General features: G+C 57.0%; 21 protein-coding genes and 1 tRNA gene. 16 read left to right on the top strand and 6 right to left on the bottom strand.

Annotation, left to right across the window (positions count from 1 at the left end; genetic code table 11):
• Positions 1-15 precede the first annotated feature (15 nt).
• The 4 genes from ACLTXB_RS05310 to ACLTXB_RS05295 all read left to right on the top strand — a co-directional run bounded on the left by ACLTXB_RS05310 (position 16) and on the right by ACLTXB_RS05295 (position 3,457).
• Positions 16-390: a metal-dependent transcriptional regulator gene (locus tag ACLTXB_RS05310; RefSeq protein ID WP_428226278.1), complete on the top strand. Its 375-nt coding sequence runs from the start codon at positions 16-18 to the stop codon at positions 388-390.
• A 75-nt stretch (positions 391-465) separates the two neighbouring features.
• On the top strand, positions 466-1,287 hold the full coding sequence (locus tag ACLTXB_RS05305) for a mechanosensitive ion channel family protein (RefSeq protein WP_428226277.1): 822 nt from the start codon (positions 466-468) through the stop codon (positions 1,285-1,287).
• Between the two features lie 131 nt (positions 1,288-1,418).
• A complete protein-coding gene (locus tag ACLTXB_RS05300; protein ID WP_428226321.1) occupies positions 1,419-2,690 on the top strand; it encodes a putative DNA modification/repair radical SAM protein in 1,272 nt (423 codons plus the stop codon).
• A complete protein-coding gene (locus ACLTXB_RS05295; protein WP_428226276.1) occupies positions 2,687-3,457 on the top strand; it encodes a TIGR03915 family putative DNA repair protein in 771 nt (256 codons plus the stop codon). Before ACLTXB_RS05300 ends, ACLTXB_RS05295 begins: the two co-directional genes overlap by 4 nt.
• Before the next feature lie 58 nt (positions 3,458-3,515).
• Here the strand turns inward: ACLTXB_RS05295 and ACLTXB_RS05290 are convergent, their stop codons facing one another.
• The 5 genes from ACLTXB_RS05290 to ACLTXB_RS05270 form a co-directional block, all read right to left on the bottom strand.
• Positions 3,516-3,956: a GtrA family protein gene (locus ACLTXB_RS05290; RefSeq protein WP_110440909.1), complete on the bottom strand. Its 441-nt coding sequence runs from the start codon at positions 3,954-3,956 to the stop codon at positions 3,516-3,518.
• Positions 3,946-4,905 (bottom strand): glycosyltransferase family 2 protein, encoded by a 960-nt coding sequence (locus ACLTXB_RS05285; RefSeq protein WP_020989546.1) that lies wholly within the window; start codon positions 4,903-4,905, stop codon positions 3,946-3,948. Before ACLTXB_RS05285 ends, ACLTXB_RS05290 begins: the two co-directional genes overlap by 11 nt.
• 4 nt (positions 4,906-4,909) lie before the next feature.
• On the bottom strand, positions 4,910-6,511 hold the full coding sequence (locus ACLTXB_RS05280) for a glucosyltransferase domain-containing protein (protein WP_428226275.1): 1,602 nt from the start codon (positions 6,509-6,511) through the stop codon (positions 4,910-4,912).
• Positions 6,512-6,620: 109 nt separating this feature from the next.
• Positions 6,621-7,901 (bottom strand): hypothetical protein, encoded by a 1,281-nt coding sequence (locus ACLTXB_RS05275; protein ID WP_428226274.1) that lies wholly within the window; start codon positions 7,899-7,901, stop codon positions 6,621-6,623.
• A 48-nt stretch (positions 7,902-7,949) separates the two neighbouring features.
• Positions 7,950-8,264 carry a hypothetical protein gene (locus ACLTXB_RS05270; protein WP_428226273.1) on the bottom strand — a complete coding sequence of 105 codons (315 nt, stop codon included), beginning with the start codon at positions 8,262-8,264 and terminating at the stop codon, positions 7,950-7,952.
• A gap of 330 nt (positions 8,265-8,594) precedes the next feature.
• On the opposite strand from ACLTXB_RS05270, the gene ACLTXB_RS05265 reads away from it, so the two are divergent.
• The 12 genes from ACLTXB_RS05265 to ACLTXB_RS05210 all read left to right on the top strand — a co-directional run bounded on the left by ACLTXB_RS05265 (position 8,595) and on the right by ACLTXB_RS05210 (position 18,491).
• On the top strand, positions 8,595-10,025 hold the full coding sequence (locus ACLTXB_RS05265; RefSeq protein ID WP_428226272.1) for a DUF512 domain-containing protein: 1,431 nt from the start codon (positions 8,595-8,597) through the stop codon (positions 10,023-10,025).
• Positions 10,026-10,067: 42 nt separating this feature from the next.
• Positions 10,068-11,393, top strand: a complete 1,326-nt coding sequence (gene der / locus ACLTXB_RS05260; protein WP_110440913.1) for a ribosome biogenesis GTPase Der — start codon at positions 10,068-10,070, stop codon at positions 11,391-11,393.
• 3 nt (positions 11,394-11,396) lie between these two features.
• Entirely contained in the window at positions 11,397-12,053 is a 657-nt protein-coding gene (locus ACLTXB_RS05255; protein ID WP_428226271.1) for a glycerol-3-phosphate acyltransferase, read from the top strand.
• 85 nt (positions 12,054-12,138) lie between these two features.
• A complete protein-coding gene (locus ACLTXB_RS05250) occupies positions 12,139-13,146 on the top strand; it encodes an NAD(P)H-dependent glycerol-3-phosphate dehydrogenase (RefSeq protein WP_008980310.1) in 1,008 nt (335 codons plus the stop codon).
• Positions 13,147-13,324: 178 nt separating this feature from the next.
• On the top strand, positions 13,325-13,723 hold the full coding sequence (locus ACLTXB_RS05245; RefSeq protein ID WP_008980309.1) for a hypothetical protein: 399 nt from the start codon (positions 13,325-13,327) through the stop codon (positions 13,721-13,723).
• A gap of 9 nt (positions 13,724-13,732) precedes the next feature.
• Entirely contained in the window at positions 13,733-14,959 is a 1,227-nt protein-coding gene (locus ACLTXB_RS05240; RefSeq protein ID WP_428226270.1) for a peptidoglycan-binding protein, read from the top strand.
• Complete coding sequence (locus ACLTXB_RS05235) at positions 14,956-15,486, top strand: peptidoglycan-binding domain-containing protein (RefSeq protein WP_302667555.1); 531 nt, start codon at positions 14,956-14,958, stop codon at positions 15,484-15,486. Before ACLTXB_RS05240 ends, ACLTXB_RS05235 begins: the two co-directional genes overlap by 4 nt.
• A gap of 200 nt (positions 15,487-15,686) precedes the next feature.
• Positions 15,687-15,763 (top strand) — tRNA-Pro (locus tag ACLTXB_RS05230).
• A 143-nt stretch (positions 15,764-15,906) separates the two neighbouring features.
• Positions 15,907-16,140 carry a hypothetical protein gene (locus ACLTXB_RS05225; RefSeq protein ID WP_110440917.1) on the top strand — a complete coding sequence of 78 codons (234 nt, stop codon included), beginning with the start codon at positions 15,907-15,909 and terminating at the stop codon, positions 16,138-16,140.
• Entirely contained in the window at positions 16,137-16,775 is a 639-nt protein-coding gene (locus tag ACLTXB_RS05220; RefSeq protein WP_428226269.1) for a hypothetical protein, read from the top strand. Before ACLTXB_RS05225 ends, ACLTXB_RS05220 begins: the two co-directional genes overlap by 4 nt.
• Before the next feature lie 288 nt (positions 16,776-17,063).
• Positions 17,064-18,245 (top strand): nucleoside recognition domain-containing protein, encoded by a 1,182-nt coding sequence (locus ACLTXB_RS05215; RefSeq protein WP_428226268.1) that lies wholly within the window; start codon positions 17,064-17,066, stop codon positions 18,243-18,245.
• A 33-nt stretch (positions 18,246-18,278) separates the two neighbouring features.
• The gene (locus ACLTXB_RS05210) at positions 18,279-18,491 is read left to right on the top strand and encodes a hypothetical protein (protein ID WP_008980303.1); all 213 of its coding nucleotides are present in this window, start codon (positions 18,279-18,281) and stop codon (positions 18,489-18,491) included.
• Positions 18,492-18,532: 41 nt separating this feature from the next.
• On the opposite strand, the gene ACLTXB_RS05205 is transcribed toward ACLTXB_RS05210, so the two are convergent.
• Positions 18,533-19,621 carry a hypothetical protein gene (locus ACLTXB_RS05205; protein WP_008980302.1) on the bottom strand — a complete coding sequence of 363 codons (1,089 nt, stop codon included), beginning with the start codon at positions 19,619-19,621 and terminating at the stop codon, positions 18,533-18,535.
• Between the last annotated feature and the right edge of the window lie 148 nt (positions 19,622-19,769).

Here is a 19,769-nt window from a genome sequence, read left to right as displayed (position 1 = left end):
AAAGGAGGCCCGACTATGGTACTGCACGAGTCCGGTGAGGACTACCTGGAGGCCATTCTGGTGCTGCGCCAGGAGAAGGGCATCGTCCGCTCCATCGACGTAGCCCAATACCTGGGTTATTCCAAGCCCTCTGTCAGCCGCGCCGTGTCCATTCTGAAAACCAACGGTTACATCACCATGGAAAAGGACGGCCATCTGGAACTGACGGAGGAGGGCGAGGCCAACGCCCAGCGGGTCTATGAGCGCCACCGTTTCCTCACCCAATGGCTTATCCATTTGGGCGTTTCCCCGGAGACGGCCGCCGCGGATGCCTGCCGCATTGAGCACGACATCAGCCCCGAGACCTTTGAGTGCCTTAAGCGGCACGTCAGTCAAAACACTTCGGAATAAGATTCGTCTTACAGGCGCGCGTTCGGGCTTGTCCCGCCGCGCGCCTTTTAATACCCATCCAAAGGAGGAATATCCATGTCCCTTGACTCCATTTTGTCCCAGGTAACCGGCGGGGTCTCCTGGCAGGCACTGACCCTCTCCACCATCCTTCGGGGTGCACTAACTCTCATCATCGGCATCATTGTGGTGAAGATCCTCATGAAGCTGGTGGACCGGGCACTGAACCGCAGCAAAGCGGTCGTCGCCGTGCGGGGTTATATCCGCTCTACCGTGCGGGTGCTGCTGTGGTCTATCCTGGCCGTGATGGTCCTCAGCGCCTTGAACGTGCCCGTCACCTCCATCATTGCCGTGTTCAGCGTAGCCGGTCTGGCTGTGTCCCTGGCCCTTCAGAACACCCTGTCCAACCTGGCCAGCGGCATCGTCATCATGGTCTCCAAGCCCTTCGTCGTAGGTGACTATGTGGAAATCGACAATGTGGGCGGCACGGTATCCACTGTGGGTCTGGTCTACTCCATGCTGGTCACCCCGGAAAATAAGGAGATCTACATCCCCAACAGCCAGGTTTCCGCTGCCAAGGTCATCAACTACACCCATTTGGGCCACCGCCGCATGGAGCTGCTCTTTTCTGCCTCCTATGACGCCCCCACTGAGACCGTAAAAACTGCCCTGCGGGAAGTGGTAGAGCAGTTCCCGCAAATTCTCTCCGATCCCGCCCCTGCCATCTGGCTCAACGCCTATAAGGACAGCTGCATTGAGTATGTGGTGCGGGTCTGGACCACCACGGAGGACTACTGGAACGTTTACTATCCCCTGCTGGAAGCCGTGCGTCCCGCCTTTGAGCGCCACGGCATCGAGATGACCTACAACCATCTCAACGTCCATCTGCTGAAACCTTAACTTGTTTTCCTGCAAAGCCCTGACTGCCGTTTCCGGCAGCCAGGGCTTTTTCCATCCAAAAACTTCCCCTTGACTTTCTTCTTCTCCAGTTTATAATAATAGTACAAATGTTCTATTTTGAGGTGAAGGGTATGGAGCTGCTGCAAAAACTGGAGATCTTGGCCGACGCGGCCAAATATGACGCCGCCTGCACCTCCAGCGGTCTCAACCGTTCGGGACGACCGGGAACCATCGGCAGCACCACCCAGTGCGGCTGCTGCCACTCCTTCTCCGCTGACGGGCGGTGCATCTCCCTGTTAAAAGTGCTGATAACCAACGTGTGCGTCTACGACTGTCAATACTGCGTCAACCGCCGCTCCAACGACCTGCCCCGGGCCGCCTTCACCCCCCGGGAGCTGTGCGAGCTCACCATGGGCTTTTACCGCCGCAACTACATCGAGGGTCTCTTCCTCTCCTCCGCCGTCCTCCGGGACCCGGACTACACCACCGAGCAAATGATCCAGTGTCTGCGTCTGCTGCGGGAGGAGTACCGCTTCGGAGGCTACATCCACGCCAAGGCAATTCCCGGGGCTGATCCCCTGCTCACCCAGCAGCTGGGACTGCTGGCCGACCGGCTGAGCGTGAATATCGAGCTGCCCAGCGCCCAAAGCCTGGCCCTGTTGGCTCCGGATAAAAAGAAGCAGGCTATTCTGGCCCCTATGGGGCAGATCCGGGACGGGATCACGGTCTCCAAACAGGAGCTGAAGGTATACCGCCACGCTCCCCGGTTTGCCCCAGCGGGGCAGTCCACCCAGATGATTGTGGGAGCCACCGGAGAGAGCGACCGGCAGATTTTGGCCCTCACCCAGGGGCTCTACCGCACCTACCGCCTCAAGCGGGTCTTCTACTCCGCCTATATGCCCGTATCCAACAGCCCCCTGCTCCCCGCTCCTCAGGGGTTCCAACCCCCTCTGCTCCGAGAACACCGGCTCTACCAGGCCGACTGGCTGCTGCGGTTTTATCACTTCCAGGCGGAAGAAATTCTGGATGAAAACCAGCCCTATCTGGACCCCCGACTGGATCCCAAATGCGGCTGGGCACTGCGCCACCTGGAGCACTTTCCGGTGGAGGTGAACCGGGCGGACTACGAGACCCTGCTGCGGGTACCGGGCATTGGAGTCAAAAGTGCCCGGCGAATTTTGGCCGCCCGGCGCTTCGGCCCTTTGAACTTCCAAGGTCTCAAACAGCTGGGGGTGGTGCTCAAGCGGGCCCAGTATTTCATTACCTGTTCCGGCAGGATGGAGCGGGGGCTTCGGGTCAGCCAGGATGGACTGCTGCGCCATCTGGTAGCTCTGGAGGCCCCCAACCTGGCCCAACCGGAATGGGAACAGCTGTCTCTCTTCTCCATGGGAGGTGCGTCATGAACTGGACTCAGGTCTCCTATCTCTATGACGGCTCCCTGGCTGGTTTTCTCACCTGCGTATTTGAGGCCTACACCCACCGGGAGGAGCCGGCTGACTTCACCCCCTTCGACCAGGCCTGCGCCTCCTTCTACGCCCAGCGATCGGTGGAAACCGACCGGGCCAAGGCCCAGCGGGTGTACCGCTCTCTGGAGGCCAAGCTGGGAAAGACGGGAAAGGACTGGCTGCTGCGTGGATTTCTTACCTGCCTGCCCGACCGGGAACTTTGGCTTTGGTGCTTCCTCCGCCTGGGATACAAGCGAGGGCCCGGCTTTACCCGGGACCTCACCCACCCGGTGGTAAACCAGGTCCACAAGGCGGTTCAGGCACTCAGCAGCGAGGCACACCTGTTCACCGGCTTTGTCCGCTTCTCCCAGCTGGAGGGCGTGCTGGTGGGAACCATCACGCCCAAAAACCGGGTACTGCCCCTGCTGCGCATCCACTTCTGCTCCCGCCTGCCTCAGGAACAGTTTCTCCTCTACGACAAGACCCACCAGGAGGCCCTGGTCTACACTCCTGGCCGTTGGGCCATCCTGCCTATGGAGGACCTTGAAATAGGCCCGGCAGACCAGGAGGAATTGGCCTACCGAAAAATGTGGCGCAGCTTTTACCACACCATCTCCATTGAGGGGCGCTACAACCCCAAGTGCCGCATGACCCATATGCCCAAACGGTACTGGGGAGACATGACCGAATTTGCCCCGCCGGAGCAGGAGGCTCTGGCGGAATGAAAAATACAGCGGACCGATCAGAATCCATCTGATCGGTCCGCTGTTCGTTTCTTTTTCATTAACGCTGCTTAAAGGCGAAGAATCGCTGGCCAAAGTAATTGAGGATCACGAAAAGTCCCGAGCCGGCCAGCATAGTCAGGTTACCCTGGAGCTGTTCGCTCAGTCCCCAGCCGGAAAGCACCCATGCCACGGCAGGCTTGGCCAGGCCGTAAGCCAGCAGCCAGCACACCGAGATGTTCACCACAAACCGCAGCACCACGCCCGCGCCCTTCTCCTGGTTGCGGAAGGTGAAGTGCTTATTGAGGAAAAAGCTGACGATGCTGCCGATGATGTAGTTGGCCGCCGAGGAGATCCAGTAACCTGCGTCCCCCCAGGTGTGCAGTCCAGCCAGATTGTACAGGCCGAACATCACTCCGTAGCCCACCAGGGTGTTGATGACGCCCACCACGATGAAGCGGAAGAAGGTGGGATCGAAGATTTTTTTCAGCTTATCGGTCATCCTGCTTGCCTCCGCACTCCTGAGAGATAATGAACCGGGGCCGGTCCTTGATCTCCTCGTAGATCTTGGCGATGTAATAACCGATGATGCCCAGGCAAATCATCAGGATGCTTCCGATAAGCAGCAGGAGCAGAATGACCGTGGTAAAGCCCTCCAGGGCCTGTCCGCTGATCTTCTGCCACAGGGACCAGCCACCCAGCACCAGGGAGCACAAAAACACCAGTACACCCAGGAAGGTGACGATCTGCAGGGGCGCGGTGGAGAAAGCGGCCAGGTTGGTGATGGCGTAGCGCACCAGGGAGCGGATAGACCACTTGGACTCCCCCGCCGCCCGGGGCTGCACCTCAAACTCCACCTGGGTGGTCTCAAAGCCGATCCAGGAGGACAGAGCCCGGAAGAAGGCGTTCTTCTCCCGCATGGCCACCAGTACATCCACCGCCCGGCGGTCCAGGAGCTTAAAGTCAGATGCCCGGGACATGTCGATCTTGGTGGCGCTGCTGATGAAGTGGTAGAAGGTCTTGGCCGCCAGGGTGTGCAGGGGGCTCTCCTTGCCCCGGGTCACCTTGACCCCTTCCACCACCTGGTAGCCCTGCTGCCACAGGCGATACATCTCTACAATTTTTTCCGGCGGATGCTGCAGGTCGCAGTCCAGCACCACCGCGCAGTCGCCCTTGGCCTGGGCCAGACCGGCAAAGATGGCAGCCTCTTTACCAAAGTTGCGGGAAAAACAGACTCCCCGCACCTGAGGATGCCGGGCAGTCTGGGCCTGGATCGCCTTCCAAGTCCCGTCCCGGGAGCCGTCGTTGACAAAGAGAATCTCGTGCCGGATTCCCTCTTTCTCCAGCAGAGGACAGATGGTATCTGCCGCCAGGGGAACGGAATCCTGCTCATTGTAGGCTGGGAGCACTACCGTCAGCAGTCCGTCCCGCAGCGAGTTCTGTGTATCCATGGGTTCATCTCCTGTTTTCATAGGCGATCTCGTAGTCGCTCTTGGGGGTATACTCCTCCTGGATCTTCACTACGATCCGGCCATCCAGCTTCTGGACGCTGCCGTCGGCGGGATAGAGGGGCATTTTTTGGAATTCCTTGGACTGGGAGACCTCCAGCATAACCTCTTCGTCCGGCTCCTCCACGGGGATATTGAGCCAGTCCTGGAGGTAGTAGTAGATGTGCTTATTGAGGGGAGCCACCGTGTTCAGGGGGACACTGTAATGATCCACCAGAGCATAGCTTTCGATCTGGGAGTAAATCCGGTCCACGGGGAAGGAACCGATAATGACGATCTCCTCCTCTCCCGTGTAGCCCGGGCAGCTCTCAATCCGCTCCATCAGCCGGGTCGCATAGCTGAGGGTAGAGCGGTGGGCCTGCTCGGAAGCAGTGTAGAGGATATTATTGATGTTGGCTCCATACAGGCACAGGCAAACCATGCAGACCGCCAGCGCCCAGGAGACCGTCACGCCCGCACGGGGGCGAGGCAGCAGGCTCAGTCCCAAGTCGGCACACAGCAGCACGGCAGCGTACACCAGCACATAGGGGTACTTCATAATCGGGGTGGCGTCGGAGTAGGGGGAAATAATCTGAGCAAAACTCACTGCCACGGGCAGCAGCAGGAGCATGACAACCGCACCGGCTACCCGCCATACCTCCCGCCACAGGGAGCGGCGCACCAGGATAGCGAAAAAGCACACCGCAGCCAGCAGGGTAGCCAGCACATCCAGCCCCGCCATAAGCGGAGTGGTAAAGGCGTTGGAAGAACCGGGCACAAAGAAGAACACCACCACCTGCTTATAGGCAGACAGCAGCAAAGAGGGCAGCTGAGCAATGGGATAACCGCTGCCCGCCTGGCTCATCCCCAGGTATTCCAGCAGCTCCAGCCCTTTTACCTTCAAAAACACCTGTAAAATGACGTAGTAGGCCACAGCTCCCACCGCCAGGAAGGCCAACAGGCGCACACCCAGCACGGCGGTCTCCTTACACTGTGCCCGGTGGCTGAGGCACCGCTTTAAAATCAGCAGCACCGACAGGGCCACCGCCACGGCGGCGTAGGCTTGGTAGATGCCCATGGACAGGGCCAGCAGCAAGCTTCCTGCCACAGCCCATCGCCAACCTTTTTTCGCCATCGCCACCGCCAGCACAGCCAGGAAAATGGCCAGACAATAGGCAGAGGCGGTAAACATGTACAGGAAGGTATAGCCCATGCAGGGGAAGGCGGCCATGCTCACCCCCAGCAGAGCGGCCAGAGACCGGCTGCGCATCCCCAGCACGCTCACAATGCCCACCGCCGCCAGAGCCAGAAAAACCATAGAGAAAAAGCCTATGAGGGCAGGCATCTGGGTAAAGCTGTTTAGGGCGGAGGCATAGTGGAGAAACCACCGCCCGGACACCGTCATCTGCTGGGGATCAAAGACCCGGCTGAGTCCATCGGAGTTCGGAATGATATTGGTAAAAGCAAACAGGTGCACCAGGTATCCCGATACGAAACAGGCCAAAAATGCGGCCCGCTGGGCGGACGAGGTGCGCTGAAACAGATTTCCGGCAATGCGGTCAAGGGGCATGAAAGGACCTCCTTCTCTATCAAACCATACGTGTAAATAAACCGCTGACCAGTTTATTCCGCAGGCATTATTGTAGGATACTTTGTATCAAATTGCAAGGGGAGCCACATTACGCCGCGGGTTGGAAATATCCATTTCCGTTCTCCTCCCAGATGGTTCCCAAAAGGTTGCCCTGGCGATCCGTCACCCGATAGCTCTTCTCCCCAGTGACCTCCAGCTGGGCAGGAATCAACTGTTCGCCGTCATAGTAATACAGCAGATCAAAGCGGTCGGGGCGATTGCTCTCATAGTTCCACTGCTGATACATTGGGGTGGTGGGCAGAGGCGTTACGCTGGGCAGTCCCAGCCCTCCCACCGCAGTGATCAGCCCGGAAAAGGCCCAGCTGCTCTCTGTGCAGCCGTGGATATGCTCGTGGTAGTAAAAATTCTGGTCGGGAAGGTAGCTGGACTTCAGATTTAAAATGCCCACTTTGGTCTCACCTGCCACCTGGTCCTCCTTTAGCGTGGACAAAACTGCGTGTGCAATCTTCTGATCAGTCTGATAGGTGTCCCGGTAATCACTTAATTCAGACAGACAGGCTATCGAACATACCAACGCAAAGGCTGCCGCCGCCCAGGGCAGAACCCTGCGCCAGCGGCAGAAGATCAGCTCCGCCACCGTATCCGCCACCAGGGCGATTCCGACAAAGGAAGTCACCGTACCCCGCAGAGAGAACCAGGGATTGCCCAAAATCAGGAACGGGGTCACCGGGGCCACCGCCAGCAGGATGCCCACAAGCCAGGCCAGCAGACGGATCCCCACTGCGGTGCGGTCCGACTTGCGGCTATCTTCCTTCCAGGCAAGGTAACCAAAGCCCGCACACCCGGCCGCCATCACCGCCAGCCACAGCCACAGGCCATGGGAAAGCAAGATCTGGATTCCCCGGATAAAGCCCTTTCCCAGGGTCAGCAGGCCGCCCTCGAGGAACGCCTTCTTGATCTGCCCCAGAACCTGGGGCAGGAAAACGTCCCAGTAATACGGACTGTCAGGCAACACCAGCTCACTGCGGGAGACAAAGGGGTTCTTGGATGCCATAAAGGACAAAAACGCAAAATAGAGCACCATGGCAGCAGGAGCCCACAGAGCTCCCAGGCAGCGCCATTTCCGCCGTGGCAGCTCCAGCAGGGCCAGTCCCAACACCAGCGTCATGGACAGCACGGCACTCTGCTCATAAAACCCAAAGGGCAGAAGCTGTAAGGGCAGATAGGCCGCCAGCCAGTACCAGCGCCCGGTATCCAGCCATCTCGCAAAGGCCACGGCCCCCAGACAGCCAAAGAACATCCCGCCCACAATACGGGTGGAGGCGGACATCCAGTATAGCCCCTCCATACCCAGAGGCAGCAGGGTCATTACCACTGGAAAAACTGGTCCTACCGGAAAATGCCGTCTCAGCAGGCTCTACATCATGCCCACACAGGCCACGTATAACACACAGACCAGGGCCACTCCCACCAACATATGGTCAAACAGGGGGCTCCAAATAAAATAGTCGGCTATGTTGGCCAAAGGCCGGGAGGCCAGCAGTCCCACCCGCAGGGCCATCTCCCAGAAGGGTTCTGTACTTTGCCGGTAATTGCAATATTGGATATAGTCGTCCAGTTGAGGATAATAGGACAGGCCAAAGGCACAGTACCGCAGTACAAGCAGTCCGGCAAGCACCACCAACAAAGCCAAAAGGGTCTTTCGGTTTGAATCGGCACGTTGAATCATCACAGGTGCCCTCCTTCAACAAACAAGACGCCGCTGGCCGGACTGATGCAACAGGGGGCCAAATTAGGCTCTAAAATCACAGTTTACAGTTTAACATCCTGCCGCATCCCACGCAACCATGACTTTACATAAAATGCAGACACCTCTTCTGGAAAAATCGCACATATTTTCCCTTGTTTTTTCCCCATGGGCGACGTTTCGTTGAATTTTCCTGTTTGCCTTGAAATACGGCCCATTCTATTGTAAAATAAACAAAACGCTTGAAATACGCAAATTCATTCTTCGGTTTTTCCTGCCCCAACAAACGCTTTGGTTGTTGGGGCAGTGGTGAGAATGAGAGAAAACATCTGCGGCCCGGAGCAGTTCTCCGCCGCCGGAAAGGAGTCCCCTATGAGCATGACCGTCGTGCGGCACGTGGACCCCCGCAGTCCTGCCCACCGCGCCGGGGTCCGGGCGGGGGACACCCTGCTGGAGATCAATGGCACCCCCATTGTAGACGTGCTGGACTACAAGTTTTACAGCTACGACCCCCGTTTGGAGCTGACCCTTCTCTCCCCGGACGGGACCCGGCGCACCGCCCATGTACGCAAGGAAGAGGGTCAGGATCTCGGCCTGGATTTTGAGACCTATCTCATGGACCGGGCCCGCTCCTGCGCCAATAACTGCATCTTCTGCTTTGTGGACCAGATGCCCCCGGGCATGCGGGATACCTTATATTTTAAGGATGATGATGCCCGGCTGTCCTTCCTTATGGGCAACTACCTGACCCTTACCAACCTCTCTCAGCGCGAGGTGCAGCGCATTATTGACCTGCACATCAGCCCCATCAACGTCTCGGTGCACACCACAGACCCCCAATTGCGGGTGGAGATGCTGAAAAACAAGCGGGCAGGAGAGAGTATTGAGGTCATGCGCCGCTTTGCCGCCGCCAACATCACCATGAACTGCCAGATCGTCTCCTGCCCCGGCGTCAATGACGGTCCGGCTCTGGACCGCACACTGCGGGAGCTGTCTGAGATGTATCCCGGTGTGGCCAGCGTAGCCATCGTCCCGGTGGGCGTAACCAAATTCCGGGACGGGCTGTGCCCCATCGCTCCCTACACTCAGGAACAGGCCGCTGCCGTCATTGCCCAGGTAGAGGCGTTTGGAAAAACCTTCATGGAGAAGCACGGTACCCGCCTGGCCTGGTGCTCCGACGAATTTTATCTTTTGGCCGGGCTGCCTCTGCCGGAGAAATCCTTCTATGAAGACATGGCCCAGTTGGAAAACGGCGTGGGCATGCTCCGGCTGCTTCTCAGCCAGGCAGATATGGCTCTGGATGAGCCGGAGGTGGGAGAACTGGTCCCCTTCTCGGTGGCCACCGGAGTCTCCGCGGCACCCTTCATTGATCAAATCCTGCAAAAAACCAAAAAAGAGTTCCCCCAGCTTCAGGGCCGGGTCTATCCCATCCGCAACCGCTTTTTTGGCGAAACCATTACTGTTTCCGGACTGGTCACCGGCCAGGACCTCATTGCCCAGTTGAAAGGTCAGGAGCTGGGACAGCGGCTGCTCATCCCCTCCAACATGCTCCGCGCCGGAGAGTCCGTCTTCCTGGACGATGTGACGGTGGCTGATGTAGAGCGGGAACTGGGCGTCACCGTATGTCCAGTGGATGCGGAGAGCGGCTTTGATCTGGTGGATGCTATGCTTGGTCTGCCTGTTACCATCGAGCAGACGACTCCCCCGGGAAGCGACGGGGAATACTACCGCTATAATCCCAGCTGACGGCTCTGCCCAGCTGAGTGAAGAAAAGAGAGTGAGACTATCATGAGACCTTTAGTTGCTATTGTGGGCCGTCCCAACGTGGGCAAGTCCATGCTGTTCAATAAGCTGTGCGGCCAGCGCCTGTCCATCGTGGAGGACACCCCCGGTGTCACCCGTGACCGGCTGTATGCCCAGTGCGAGTGGAGAAACCGCACCTTTGATATTGTAGACACCGGCGGCATTGAGCCGGGCACTGACGACCAGATTCTCTCCTTCATGCGGGAGCAGGCTGAGATCGCCATCTCCACCGCCACCGTTATCGTCTTTGTCTGCGACGTGAAGACAGGCATGACCGCCTCCGACCAGGAGGTAGCCAACATGCTTCTCCGTTCCGGCAAACCTGTGGTGCTGGCAGTTAACAAGGCCGACCAGGTCGGTCGAGAGAACCCCGATGTGTACGAGTTTTATAACCTGGGCCTGGGCGACCCCATCGCCGTCTCTGCCGTCCACGGCCATGGCACCGGCGACCTGCTGGACGCCTGCTTTGAGTACTTCCCCCCGGATGATGAGGAGGAAGAGGATGACGACACCATTAAAGTCGCCATCATCGGCAAGCCGAACGTAGGCAAGTCCTCTCTGGTCAACCGTATTCTGGGCCAGGAGCGTGTCATCGTCTCCAACGTGGCCGGTACCACCCGCGACGCGGTGGACAGCGTATTTGAAAATGAGAAGGGCAAGTTCCTCTTCATCGACACCGCCGGCATGCGCAAGAAGTCCAAGGTGGATGACCGGATTGAGAAGTTCTCTGTTCTCCGCGCCACCATGGCCATCGAGCGCAGCGATGTGTGCCTCATCCTCATTGACGCCCAGGAGGGCGTCACCGAGCAGGATACCAAGGTAGCCGGTCTGGCCCACGAGGCGGGCAAGGCCTGCATCATCGTGGTCAACAAGTGGGATGCCATCGAAAAAGACGGCAAGACCATGGACAAGATGCGCAAGGATGTGATGCGGGATCTCAGCTATATGACCTACGCCCCCATCATCTTCATCTCCGCCCTGACCGGCCAGCGTGTAGACCGTCTCTTTGACCTGATCACCTACGTCAACAACCAGTCCGCCATGCGCATCACCACCGGTATGCTCAACTCCGTCCTGGCCGACGCCACCGCCCGGGTACAGCCCCCCACGGACAAGGGCCGCCGCCTGAAGATCTACTATATGACTCAGATCGGCATCAAGCCGCCTCACTTTGTCTGCTTCTGTAACGATGCTCGGCTGTTCCACTTCTCCTACCAGCGCTACCTGGAAAACCAGATCCGCGCCACCTTCGGCCTGGAGGGCACGCCCATCCGGCTGACTATCCGGCAGAAGGAAGACAAGGAGGGTTAAACCATGGATTTGACTGATTTAGGCTCTGCCGCTATACTTCCTGCCCTGCTCACCGCTGTGATTGCCTACTTCTGCGGCTGTTTCAATGGAGCGGTCATCGTTTCCAAGTATATTTTACGGGATGATGTGCGCACCCACGGCAGCGGAAACGCAGGTTTGACCAACTTTTACCGCACTTTCGGCGGTCCTCTCACCCTGGTAGTGATCCTCACCGATGTATTTAAGGCTATTGTCGCCATCTGGGTGGGCATGTTCCTGTTCCGGCAGATGATTGCCAACGAAGTTCTTGTCGTCGCACTGTCAAAATACTGGGCTGGCCTTTTCTGTCTGCTCGGCCACATGTTCCCCTGCATGTTCCACTTCAAGGGCGGCAAGGGCATTCTCTCCGGCGGCGCCATCGCCATCATGATCGACTGGCGCATCGCTCTGGTGGTGTGGGGCGGCTTCCTCATCCTGGCCATTTTGACCCGGTATGTGTCCCTGGGCTCCTGCTGGGCCGGCGCCTCCTTCCCCTTTGCTACCTGGTTTGTATATCATAACGTGGTGATCACCGTGCTGGGCGCAGTCATCGGACTGCTGATCCTGTACATGCACCGCGGCAACATCAAGCGGCTCCTCACAGGCACGGAAAACAAGTTCTCCCTGCATAAAAGGAAGTGAGGTTCCTTAACCGCGCAGCGTCACCTTTGTATTTCTTACGATACCTTATGTACCTTTTTCAAAAAGAAAAAGAGAAGGAGGAAACATGAAGATTACCGTGGTAGGCAGCGGCGGCTGGGGAACGGCTCTGGCCCTGCTTTTGGTGGAAAACGGTCACGACGTTACCCTCTGGTCCCACACCCCCGCTAAGGCGGTGGCACTGGAGGAGACTCGGGAGAACCCCATGCTCAAGGGGGTTCCGCTCCCTCAGGAGATGAAGTTTACTGCCGATCTGGGCGCGGTGAAGGGCTGCGGAGCGGTAGTAATGGCTACCCCCTCCTATGCCGTGCGGGAAACGGCCCATAAGCTGCGTGGGCTCATTGATCCGGGCACCATCGTGATTTCGGTGTCGAAGGGCATCGAAAAGGATAGCTCCCTGCGCCTTTCTCAGGTCATCGAGGAGGAGCTGGAGGGTAAATGTCCTGTGGTGGTCCTTTCCGGTCCCTCCCACGCGGAAGAGGTCGGCCGTCACATTCCCACCGGCGTGGTAGCGGCTGCAGACGATTTGAAGGATGCGGAGCTGGTTCAGGATCTGTTTATGAATCCCCGGTTCCGGGTGTACACCAGCGACGACCGCATTGGCACCGAGATCTGTGCCGCGCTGAAGAACGTCATTGCCCTGTGTGCCGGGTGCACCGACGGCATGGGCTGCGGGGACAATACCAAGGCTCTGCTCATGACCCGCGGCCTGGCGGAGATGGCTCGGCTGGGTGTGGCGCTGGGTGGCCGAAAGGAGACTTTTATTGGTCTGGCTGGAGTCGGCGACCTGATCGTCACCTGCACCTCCATGCACTCCAGAAACCGCCGGTATGGCATTCTGATCGGTCAAGGAAAGAGCGTACCTGAGGCACTGGAGGAGATCGGCGCAGTAGTAGAGGGCTATTACGCTGCCGCCAACGCCCGTTCTCTGGCCCAGAAGGCCGGGGTAGAGATGCCCATCTCCCAGGCCGCGTATGAGGTGCTCTACAACGGCCGGGATGTCCATGCCGTGATTGCAGACCTTATGAGCCGCGCCAAGCGCTCTGAGCTGGATGAGTCTCCCGCTTTCTTGTAAGAAAGCTTGGCAAAGAACACCCTGCGAAGCTCCGCTTCGCCTCGTTAAACTGCTCAGCACCCCCAAGGATCTTCGAGATCTTGGGGGTGTTTTTCTATTCTCCGCACCCCTCCCTCACCCTGCGCATAGCATGGGGAAACGAGGGCAGGCTCACACCTGCCCAGAAGGAGGAAACAACATGGAAGTGAAAGGTAAAGGACGGCTGGTGGTGCAGGTATATACCTCTCGGGCCAAACTCCCGGTGGTAGACGCCACGGTAGTGGTCACACAGCGGGGAGAGGGCGGCAAATACAAGCTGCTCTCCGTGCAGGCCACCGACTCCAGTGGAATGACACAGCCGATCAGCATCCCTACGCCCCTGCTCGGGGAAAGTACACACCCCGGCGCGCAGCTTCCCCCCTTCGCCATCTGTGACGTTTGGGCAGAGCACCCCGGCTATGCCATGCTGCTGGTAGAGGGCGTCCAGATTTTTGACGGGGTAGAGACTCTCCAGGATATGGAGCTGGAGCCCCTCACCGAGGGCCAGTCCAGTCTGCTGCAAAACAGCATCCGGGATATTCCGGGCCAGAATCTGTGAGGTGGCGCTATGGCAGTATCCGTCGTCCCTTACGTACCCAGCACCATTACCGTGCATCTGGGACCGCCCGATCAGTGGGCCGAAAATGTAACGGTATCCTTCCCGGATTACGTCAAGAATGTGGCCTCCAGTGAGATCTATCCCACCTGGGAGCCCGCCGCCATTGAGGCCAACGTGCTGGCCATTATCTCTTTCGCCCTCAACCGGGTCTATACGGAGTTCTATCCCAGTCGGGGTTATGACTTTCAAATCACATCTTCCACTGCTTACGATCAAAAGTTTATCCGGGGCCGCAACATTTTCGAGAATATCAGTCAGGTCGTAGACGAGATTTTTAATGACTACATCCGCCGCAAGGGATTTGTCGAGCCTCTGGCCGCCAAGTTCTGCAACGGCACCACCGTCACCTGCGCTGGGCTCTCTCAATGGGGAAGCCAGGATCTGGCCCAGCAGGGCTATTCCGCCATGGAGATTTTACGGTACTATTATGGAAACGACATTGAATTGGTCCAGGATGCGCCGGTGCGCAACCTGGGTCAGTCCTATCCCAGCACGCCGCTTCGCTTGGGTTCCACCGGAGACGATGTGCTGGTTCTCAAAACCATGATCAACCGCGTCTCCCAGAGTTATCCTGCCATTCCCAAGCTCTTTCCGGTCACCAATGTATTTGATGAGAGCACAGAACAGGCGGTTAAAACATTCCAGCAGATTTTCAATCTCACGCCGGACGGCATTGTAGGCAAGGCTACCTGGTATAAGCTGGTCTATCTCTATGTGGGCACCAACCAGCTCTCAGAGCTGGTCAGTATGGGTCAGCAGTTCCAGACTTTCTCCTTCCAGTATCCCGGTATTCTCCGGCCGGGTGACCGGGGAGCGGATGTGCGTATTCTGCAATATATGCTGGCCCTTACCGCCGAGTTTAACGAATCCCTCACCCCCATTCGGGTAGACGGCATCTACGGTAATGCTACGGCACAGGCGGTACGGAAATATCAGGCACAGGCCGGACTGCAGGTAGACGGCATTGTCGGTCCCAATACCTGGTATTCTCTCTATAACAACTACACCGGCATTGAGCGAGATCTACGCAACGATAACATCAACTTTCCGCTCAGCCAGACTGCATCCGCTCAGACCGGCGGTAAAACCTACGGCACCACCAGCCGGCAGGGCCAGTTCCCGGGCGGAGGTCTGCAGCTTGGAAACACAGACTTTAAGGGGGTCAAATTGGTATGACAAGAATGGAATTGGAACAGGAAATGCTGTCCAATCCGGTCCGCAACCTTCAATACATGCTGTGGCGGCTGGCTACCCGCTACCCTTTCTTGCCAAAGCTAGCCATGGACGGACTGTTTGGCGAGGAGACCTTGGAGGCCGTGATGCTGTTCCAGCGAGAGCTGGCTCCTCCGGTCACCGGTGTGGTGGACCAGCGCACCTGGGACGCCATCCACTCCGCCTGGGTGGATCTGGAGCGGGACGTCTCACCCACCCGCTCCCTGCGTATTTTCCCTGGCGAAGGGTTCCAGGTCTCCCCGGGCATGTCCGGCGGCTATATGATTCTGCCCCAGACCATGTTCCAGATCCTTAGCCAGAAGCTCAACGGCATTGTAGATGCCCCGTCCGACGGCTATCACGGAGACGCCTCAGTGGAAAATACCCGCTGGCTCCAGGGTCTGGCCCAGCTGGAACAGACGGGAGTGATGGATCGGAAGACTTGGGATATGCTCTCCAGACTTTATGAGCTGTTTGTAACCGCAAAATAAATGCACTCCTCCGGGAAATTCTTCTCGGAGGAGTTTTTGTGCCTTTCAAAAAAGTTGCAAATACAGTTATATTTCGTCAGTTTTCTCAACATTATTCTTATTTCAAAAAAAATTGAAAAAAATTAAAAAAAAGCTTGCATTTTCCCCGGGGGTATGCTAATATAAACGAGTCGCCGGGACAACGAGTCCTGAGCCGACAACCGGGTGTGGCGAAGTTTGGTATCGCGCTTGAATGGGGTTCAAGAGGCCCCGAGTTCGAATCTCGGCACTCGGACCAATCCGCAATCCATTGAGACTCAATGGATTGCGGATTTTTTATTTTACTCCGCTTGTATCTACCTCCCTTATATCTGCACATACTTCTCCTTTTGCCACTACTGTGGAAAGTTCACGGCATTAATTGACAATATATGTATATCTATGTATAATATGTTACAGTATAATAAAAATTTGATAGCTGAGCCGGAGTGTCCCCCCGGTGAAATCATAGAAATACACCGCCTGTATACCAAGCCGGGAAACTATGCGGTGGTAGGCCGTAAAGTAGAGCACAGCGGCTCCACGGTTGCAAGGTACATCAAAATGAAGGGAACGCCCCAAATTGTCAAGCACACCTTTGCGGAGGTCGTGCGGGAAGGAGTAAAGAAGCAATGAAAAAGATATTGCCGCTTATTCTGGCGGTGGCACTCACGTTGTCCTTGGCAGCTTGCGGGGGAGAAATAGGCGATTCACCCAATACCACCACTGGAAATGGTGAGAATAATCAGACAAGCGGAGTTTTGAAAATTGGAGACACAAGCACTGCTGGCGATTGGGAATTTACTTTAACAGGTATTGAGTTTAGTGACGCTGTAGCAGATGAAAACAACGGCCTCTATTATCTCCGGCCAGCAGATGATGAGTATAAAAGTGAAACAGGGAATTCTTTTTACACGGCAGAAAGCGGGGATATATTTCTATTCTTTACTGCTGAATTGACATATAACGGGAAAGAATCGGCTGAAATTGGAAGTCAAAGCGAAAACTACATAGGTTTTGAAATCCGTTATGGTGATGGCTATACTTTTGACACATATGAATTTGCCATAGCGGACGCGCAAGGGGCAGATGGTAGCAGTTTGTATGTTTATGACAGTATCTTTGAGCCATTAGATACAAACCGTGAATGTAGAGGCTACTTTGAAGTCCCTCTTGAAGTCCAAAGTAGTGAGTCCGATTCTTTGAAATTAGTAGTAACTTTTATGGATATGGAAGGAACTGAAAGAGAACTTGTATATGATATAAGATGAGGGAATAACGACAGGAAAAGAGGGCGGGAGCAATCCCGTCCTCTCCTTTTCAATGTCAATAGGCTATAACCCAATAACATACGGTCACCGCTGCCATACAGGAGGCAGCCTTGACGTCTCAATACAATCACATGCCTGTAAAAACCCTGGGAGTGGAAAAAACGGTGCTAAAATCGCTGCTTTTCTTGCCTCCGATTGGATACAATCAGGCGCGTACCACTTTTCTTTGTTCTCCTTCTCCCCTTTTCTGCATACACTCTCCTGTGCGCAGAAAGGGGGAGGATCATCTTGGGCCGTCTGCTGGGAAAAGAAGCTTATCGAGAGCTACTTTTGGGCGTCGCCATCGTCTGCGCCGCTCTGGCGCTGATTCTGTGGCCTAAGGAAGCCATGGCCGCTATGAAGGACGGCCTGCGCCTGTGCGGCAATGTAATTATCCCCTCCCTGTTTCCCTTCTTTGTCCTGTCCTCTCTGGTTGTGGAGCTGGGACTGTCCCGGTACCTGGGCAAACTGTTCCAGCCGGTGATGGCACCTCTCTTTCGAGTCAATGGAGCTTGCACCAGCGCGGTGGCCTTAGGCTTTGTGGGAGGCTATCCCGTGGGAGCGCGCACCGCCATTGCCCTGTATCAGAGCGGACAGTGCTCCAAAACAGAGGCCGAGCGTCTGCTCGCTTTCTGCAACAATGCCGGACCAGCCTTTATCCTTGGCGTGGTGGGCGCAGGGGTATTTGGGAGCGGTACCGTGGGGCTGCTCCTATACCTGGCACACATTGCCGCCTCCCTGTGCGTAGGGCTTCTGTTCCGTTTTTACCGCCCCCACGAGGGGCCCCGCCGGGGCAGCCTTACTGCCCCTCAATTCCAGGCCGTCCGTTTTCCTGCTGCCTTTACCCGCTCGGTCACCGGAGCTCTGTCCTCCTCGTTGACCATCAGCGCCTTTGTACTGCTGTTTTGTGTGGTCATCCGGATGCTCAGTCTGGCCGGGGTTCTGGAGGCCCTGGCTGAGCTCCTGTCGCTTTTTCTGGGCCCCCTGGGTTTCTCCCAGTCCTGGGCAAAACGGCTGCTCACGGGCGTGCTGGAGATCTCCTCTGGGGTCTCCTCCCTCACTGACGGCTCCCTACCCGGTCGGCTGTCCATGGCCGCCTTCATGCTGGGCTGGGCCGGCCTGTCCGTCCACTGCCAGGTACTGGCCTTTCTGGGGGACAGCGGCCTGTCTATGCGCACCTACTTTGTTGGTAAACTGCTCCATGGAGCCCTTTCCGCCGCTCTGTTGGGCCTTCTCACCCGGCTGGTCCCACTGAATGCCCCAGTAAGCTTCTATCTGGCAGAACAGACCGAGGCCATGGTGGTACTGGACTTTCAGCAGGCTCTGACCATCTCCACCGTCTCTGCCTGGTGCCTGTGGCTGCTCCTTTTTGCTCTGGCCGTACGGGTGGTGAAAAAAAGCGGTGGAAAATCCCGTCTGTCCGGGGTATAATGGAGAAGATTACACAAGGGAGGTAACCGATTCATGGCCCTGTTTCAAAAAAAGATGGACCCCCGCTGCTCTTATTGCACCCACAGCCGTCCCCTGGAGGGAGACCAGGTGATCTGTGAGAAGAAGGGGGTCATGTCTGCCGGCTCCAGCTGCCGCAGCTTTCGATACGATCCCCTCAAGCGGGTCCCGCCCCGCCCGGTAAAGGCGGATTTCAGCACCCTGAAAGATGAGGATTTTCAACTATAAAAATAAGGTTCGGTATCTGTACAGATACCGAACCTTATTTTTTATTCTCCCAACAGATTCTGTTTGACGTGGACCACAAAGTCCTGCACGTTGGTAACGATGGTTTTCACCGACAGACTTCCCCGGTCCCGCAACTTGTTCACCGCGAACTCAGAGATATCCACCGAGTAAAAGAACAGGGGGCGCACCTCTCCGTCCACGACCCGGAAACAGGGCGTCATATTGCCAGTGGCCACGGTATGCAGGGTGGTGGCCATACAGATGATCGTGGTAGCGTTTCGCACCAGGTTGCGCATGGCGTCCTGGCCCTGATAGACGTCACCGTACACCTCAGGCAGAGGGCCGTCGTCCCGCACGGAGCCAACCAGCACAAAGGGCACATTGTGGTGTACGCACTGGTACATCACTCCGTCCTTTACCTTGCCAGACTCCACAAAGGCCTGGATGGACCCCATCCGACGCACCTCATTGATGGTGTCGATGTGGTTATAGTGGCCGTTGGGCTGGGACTGCTGGGTGTAGATGTCCTGGCCCAGGGCAGTGCCCAAGTAGCCTGCCTCCAGGTCATGGGTAGCCAGAGCATTGCCCGCCATGACACCGTTGACATAGCCCTGGCGCACCAGGGCAGCAAAAGCGGCCCGGGACCGAGAGTCAAAGACGCAGGCCGGACCCATGACCCACAGGATATTGCCGTGCTGCCGCTCATAGCGCAGCAGCTGATAGAGGTTATCATAGTCCACCGAGTAAGCAGTCTCCCGGCTGCGGCCCTGACGGAAGGCAAAGACCTCCTGCTCTCCCTGCTCATCTACAAAGCAGTCCGGGTGGACATAGATGCCCTGAGAGCCGTCCTCAGACCGGCCTACTGCTACCAGATCACCCTGCTTCACATTGCGAAATTCCACCACGGACACTTTGCCCTCCCGGACCACAGCCACGCAGTCCATCCGGCTGTCCTCTGCCAGCACCCATTGTCCGCCGATGCGGAAATATTCGGGGAACATAGTGGTGGCGTGATAGTTTTCAGGCATCACACCGTCTTTCTCTGCCGGGACCAACTGCACATCGGGCGCGTTGTCCAGCCCCAGAGCAGCAAAATCCGGTGCCTGGTATTTGGGAAGGGAGAAACTCATAGCTAGGGACCTCCAGAAAACGGGAATCAAATAAATTAGACCGGGTCTCTTCCCCGGCATCAAAAAAATAACCACACCGTAATTGGTGTGGTCATTTTGGTGGAGATAAGCGGGATCGAACCGCTGACCTCTTGAATGCCATTCAAGC

This window comes from Flintibacter sp. (assembly GCF_046973065.1).
Note: the sequence above shows the minus strand (reverse complement) of the source record. Positions and strands in the feature narration are given on the sequence as shown.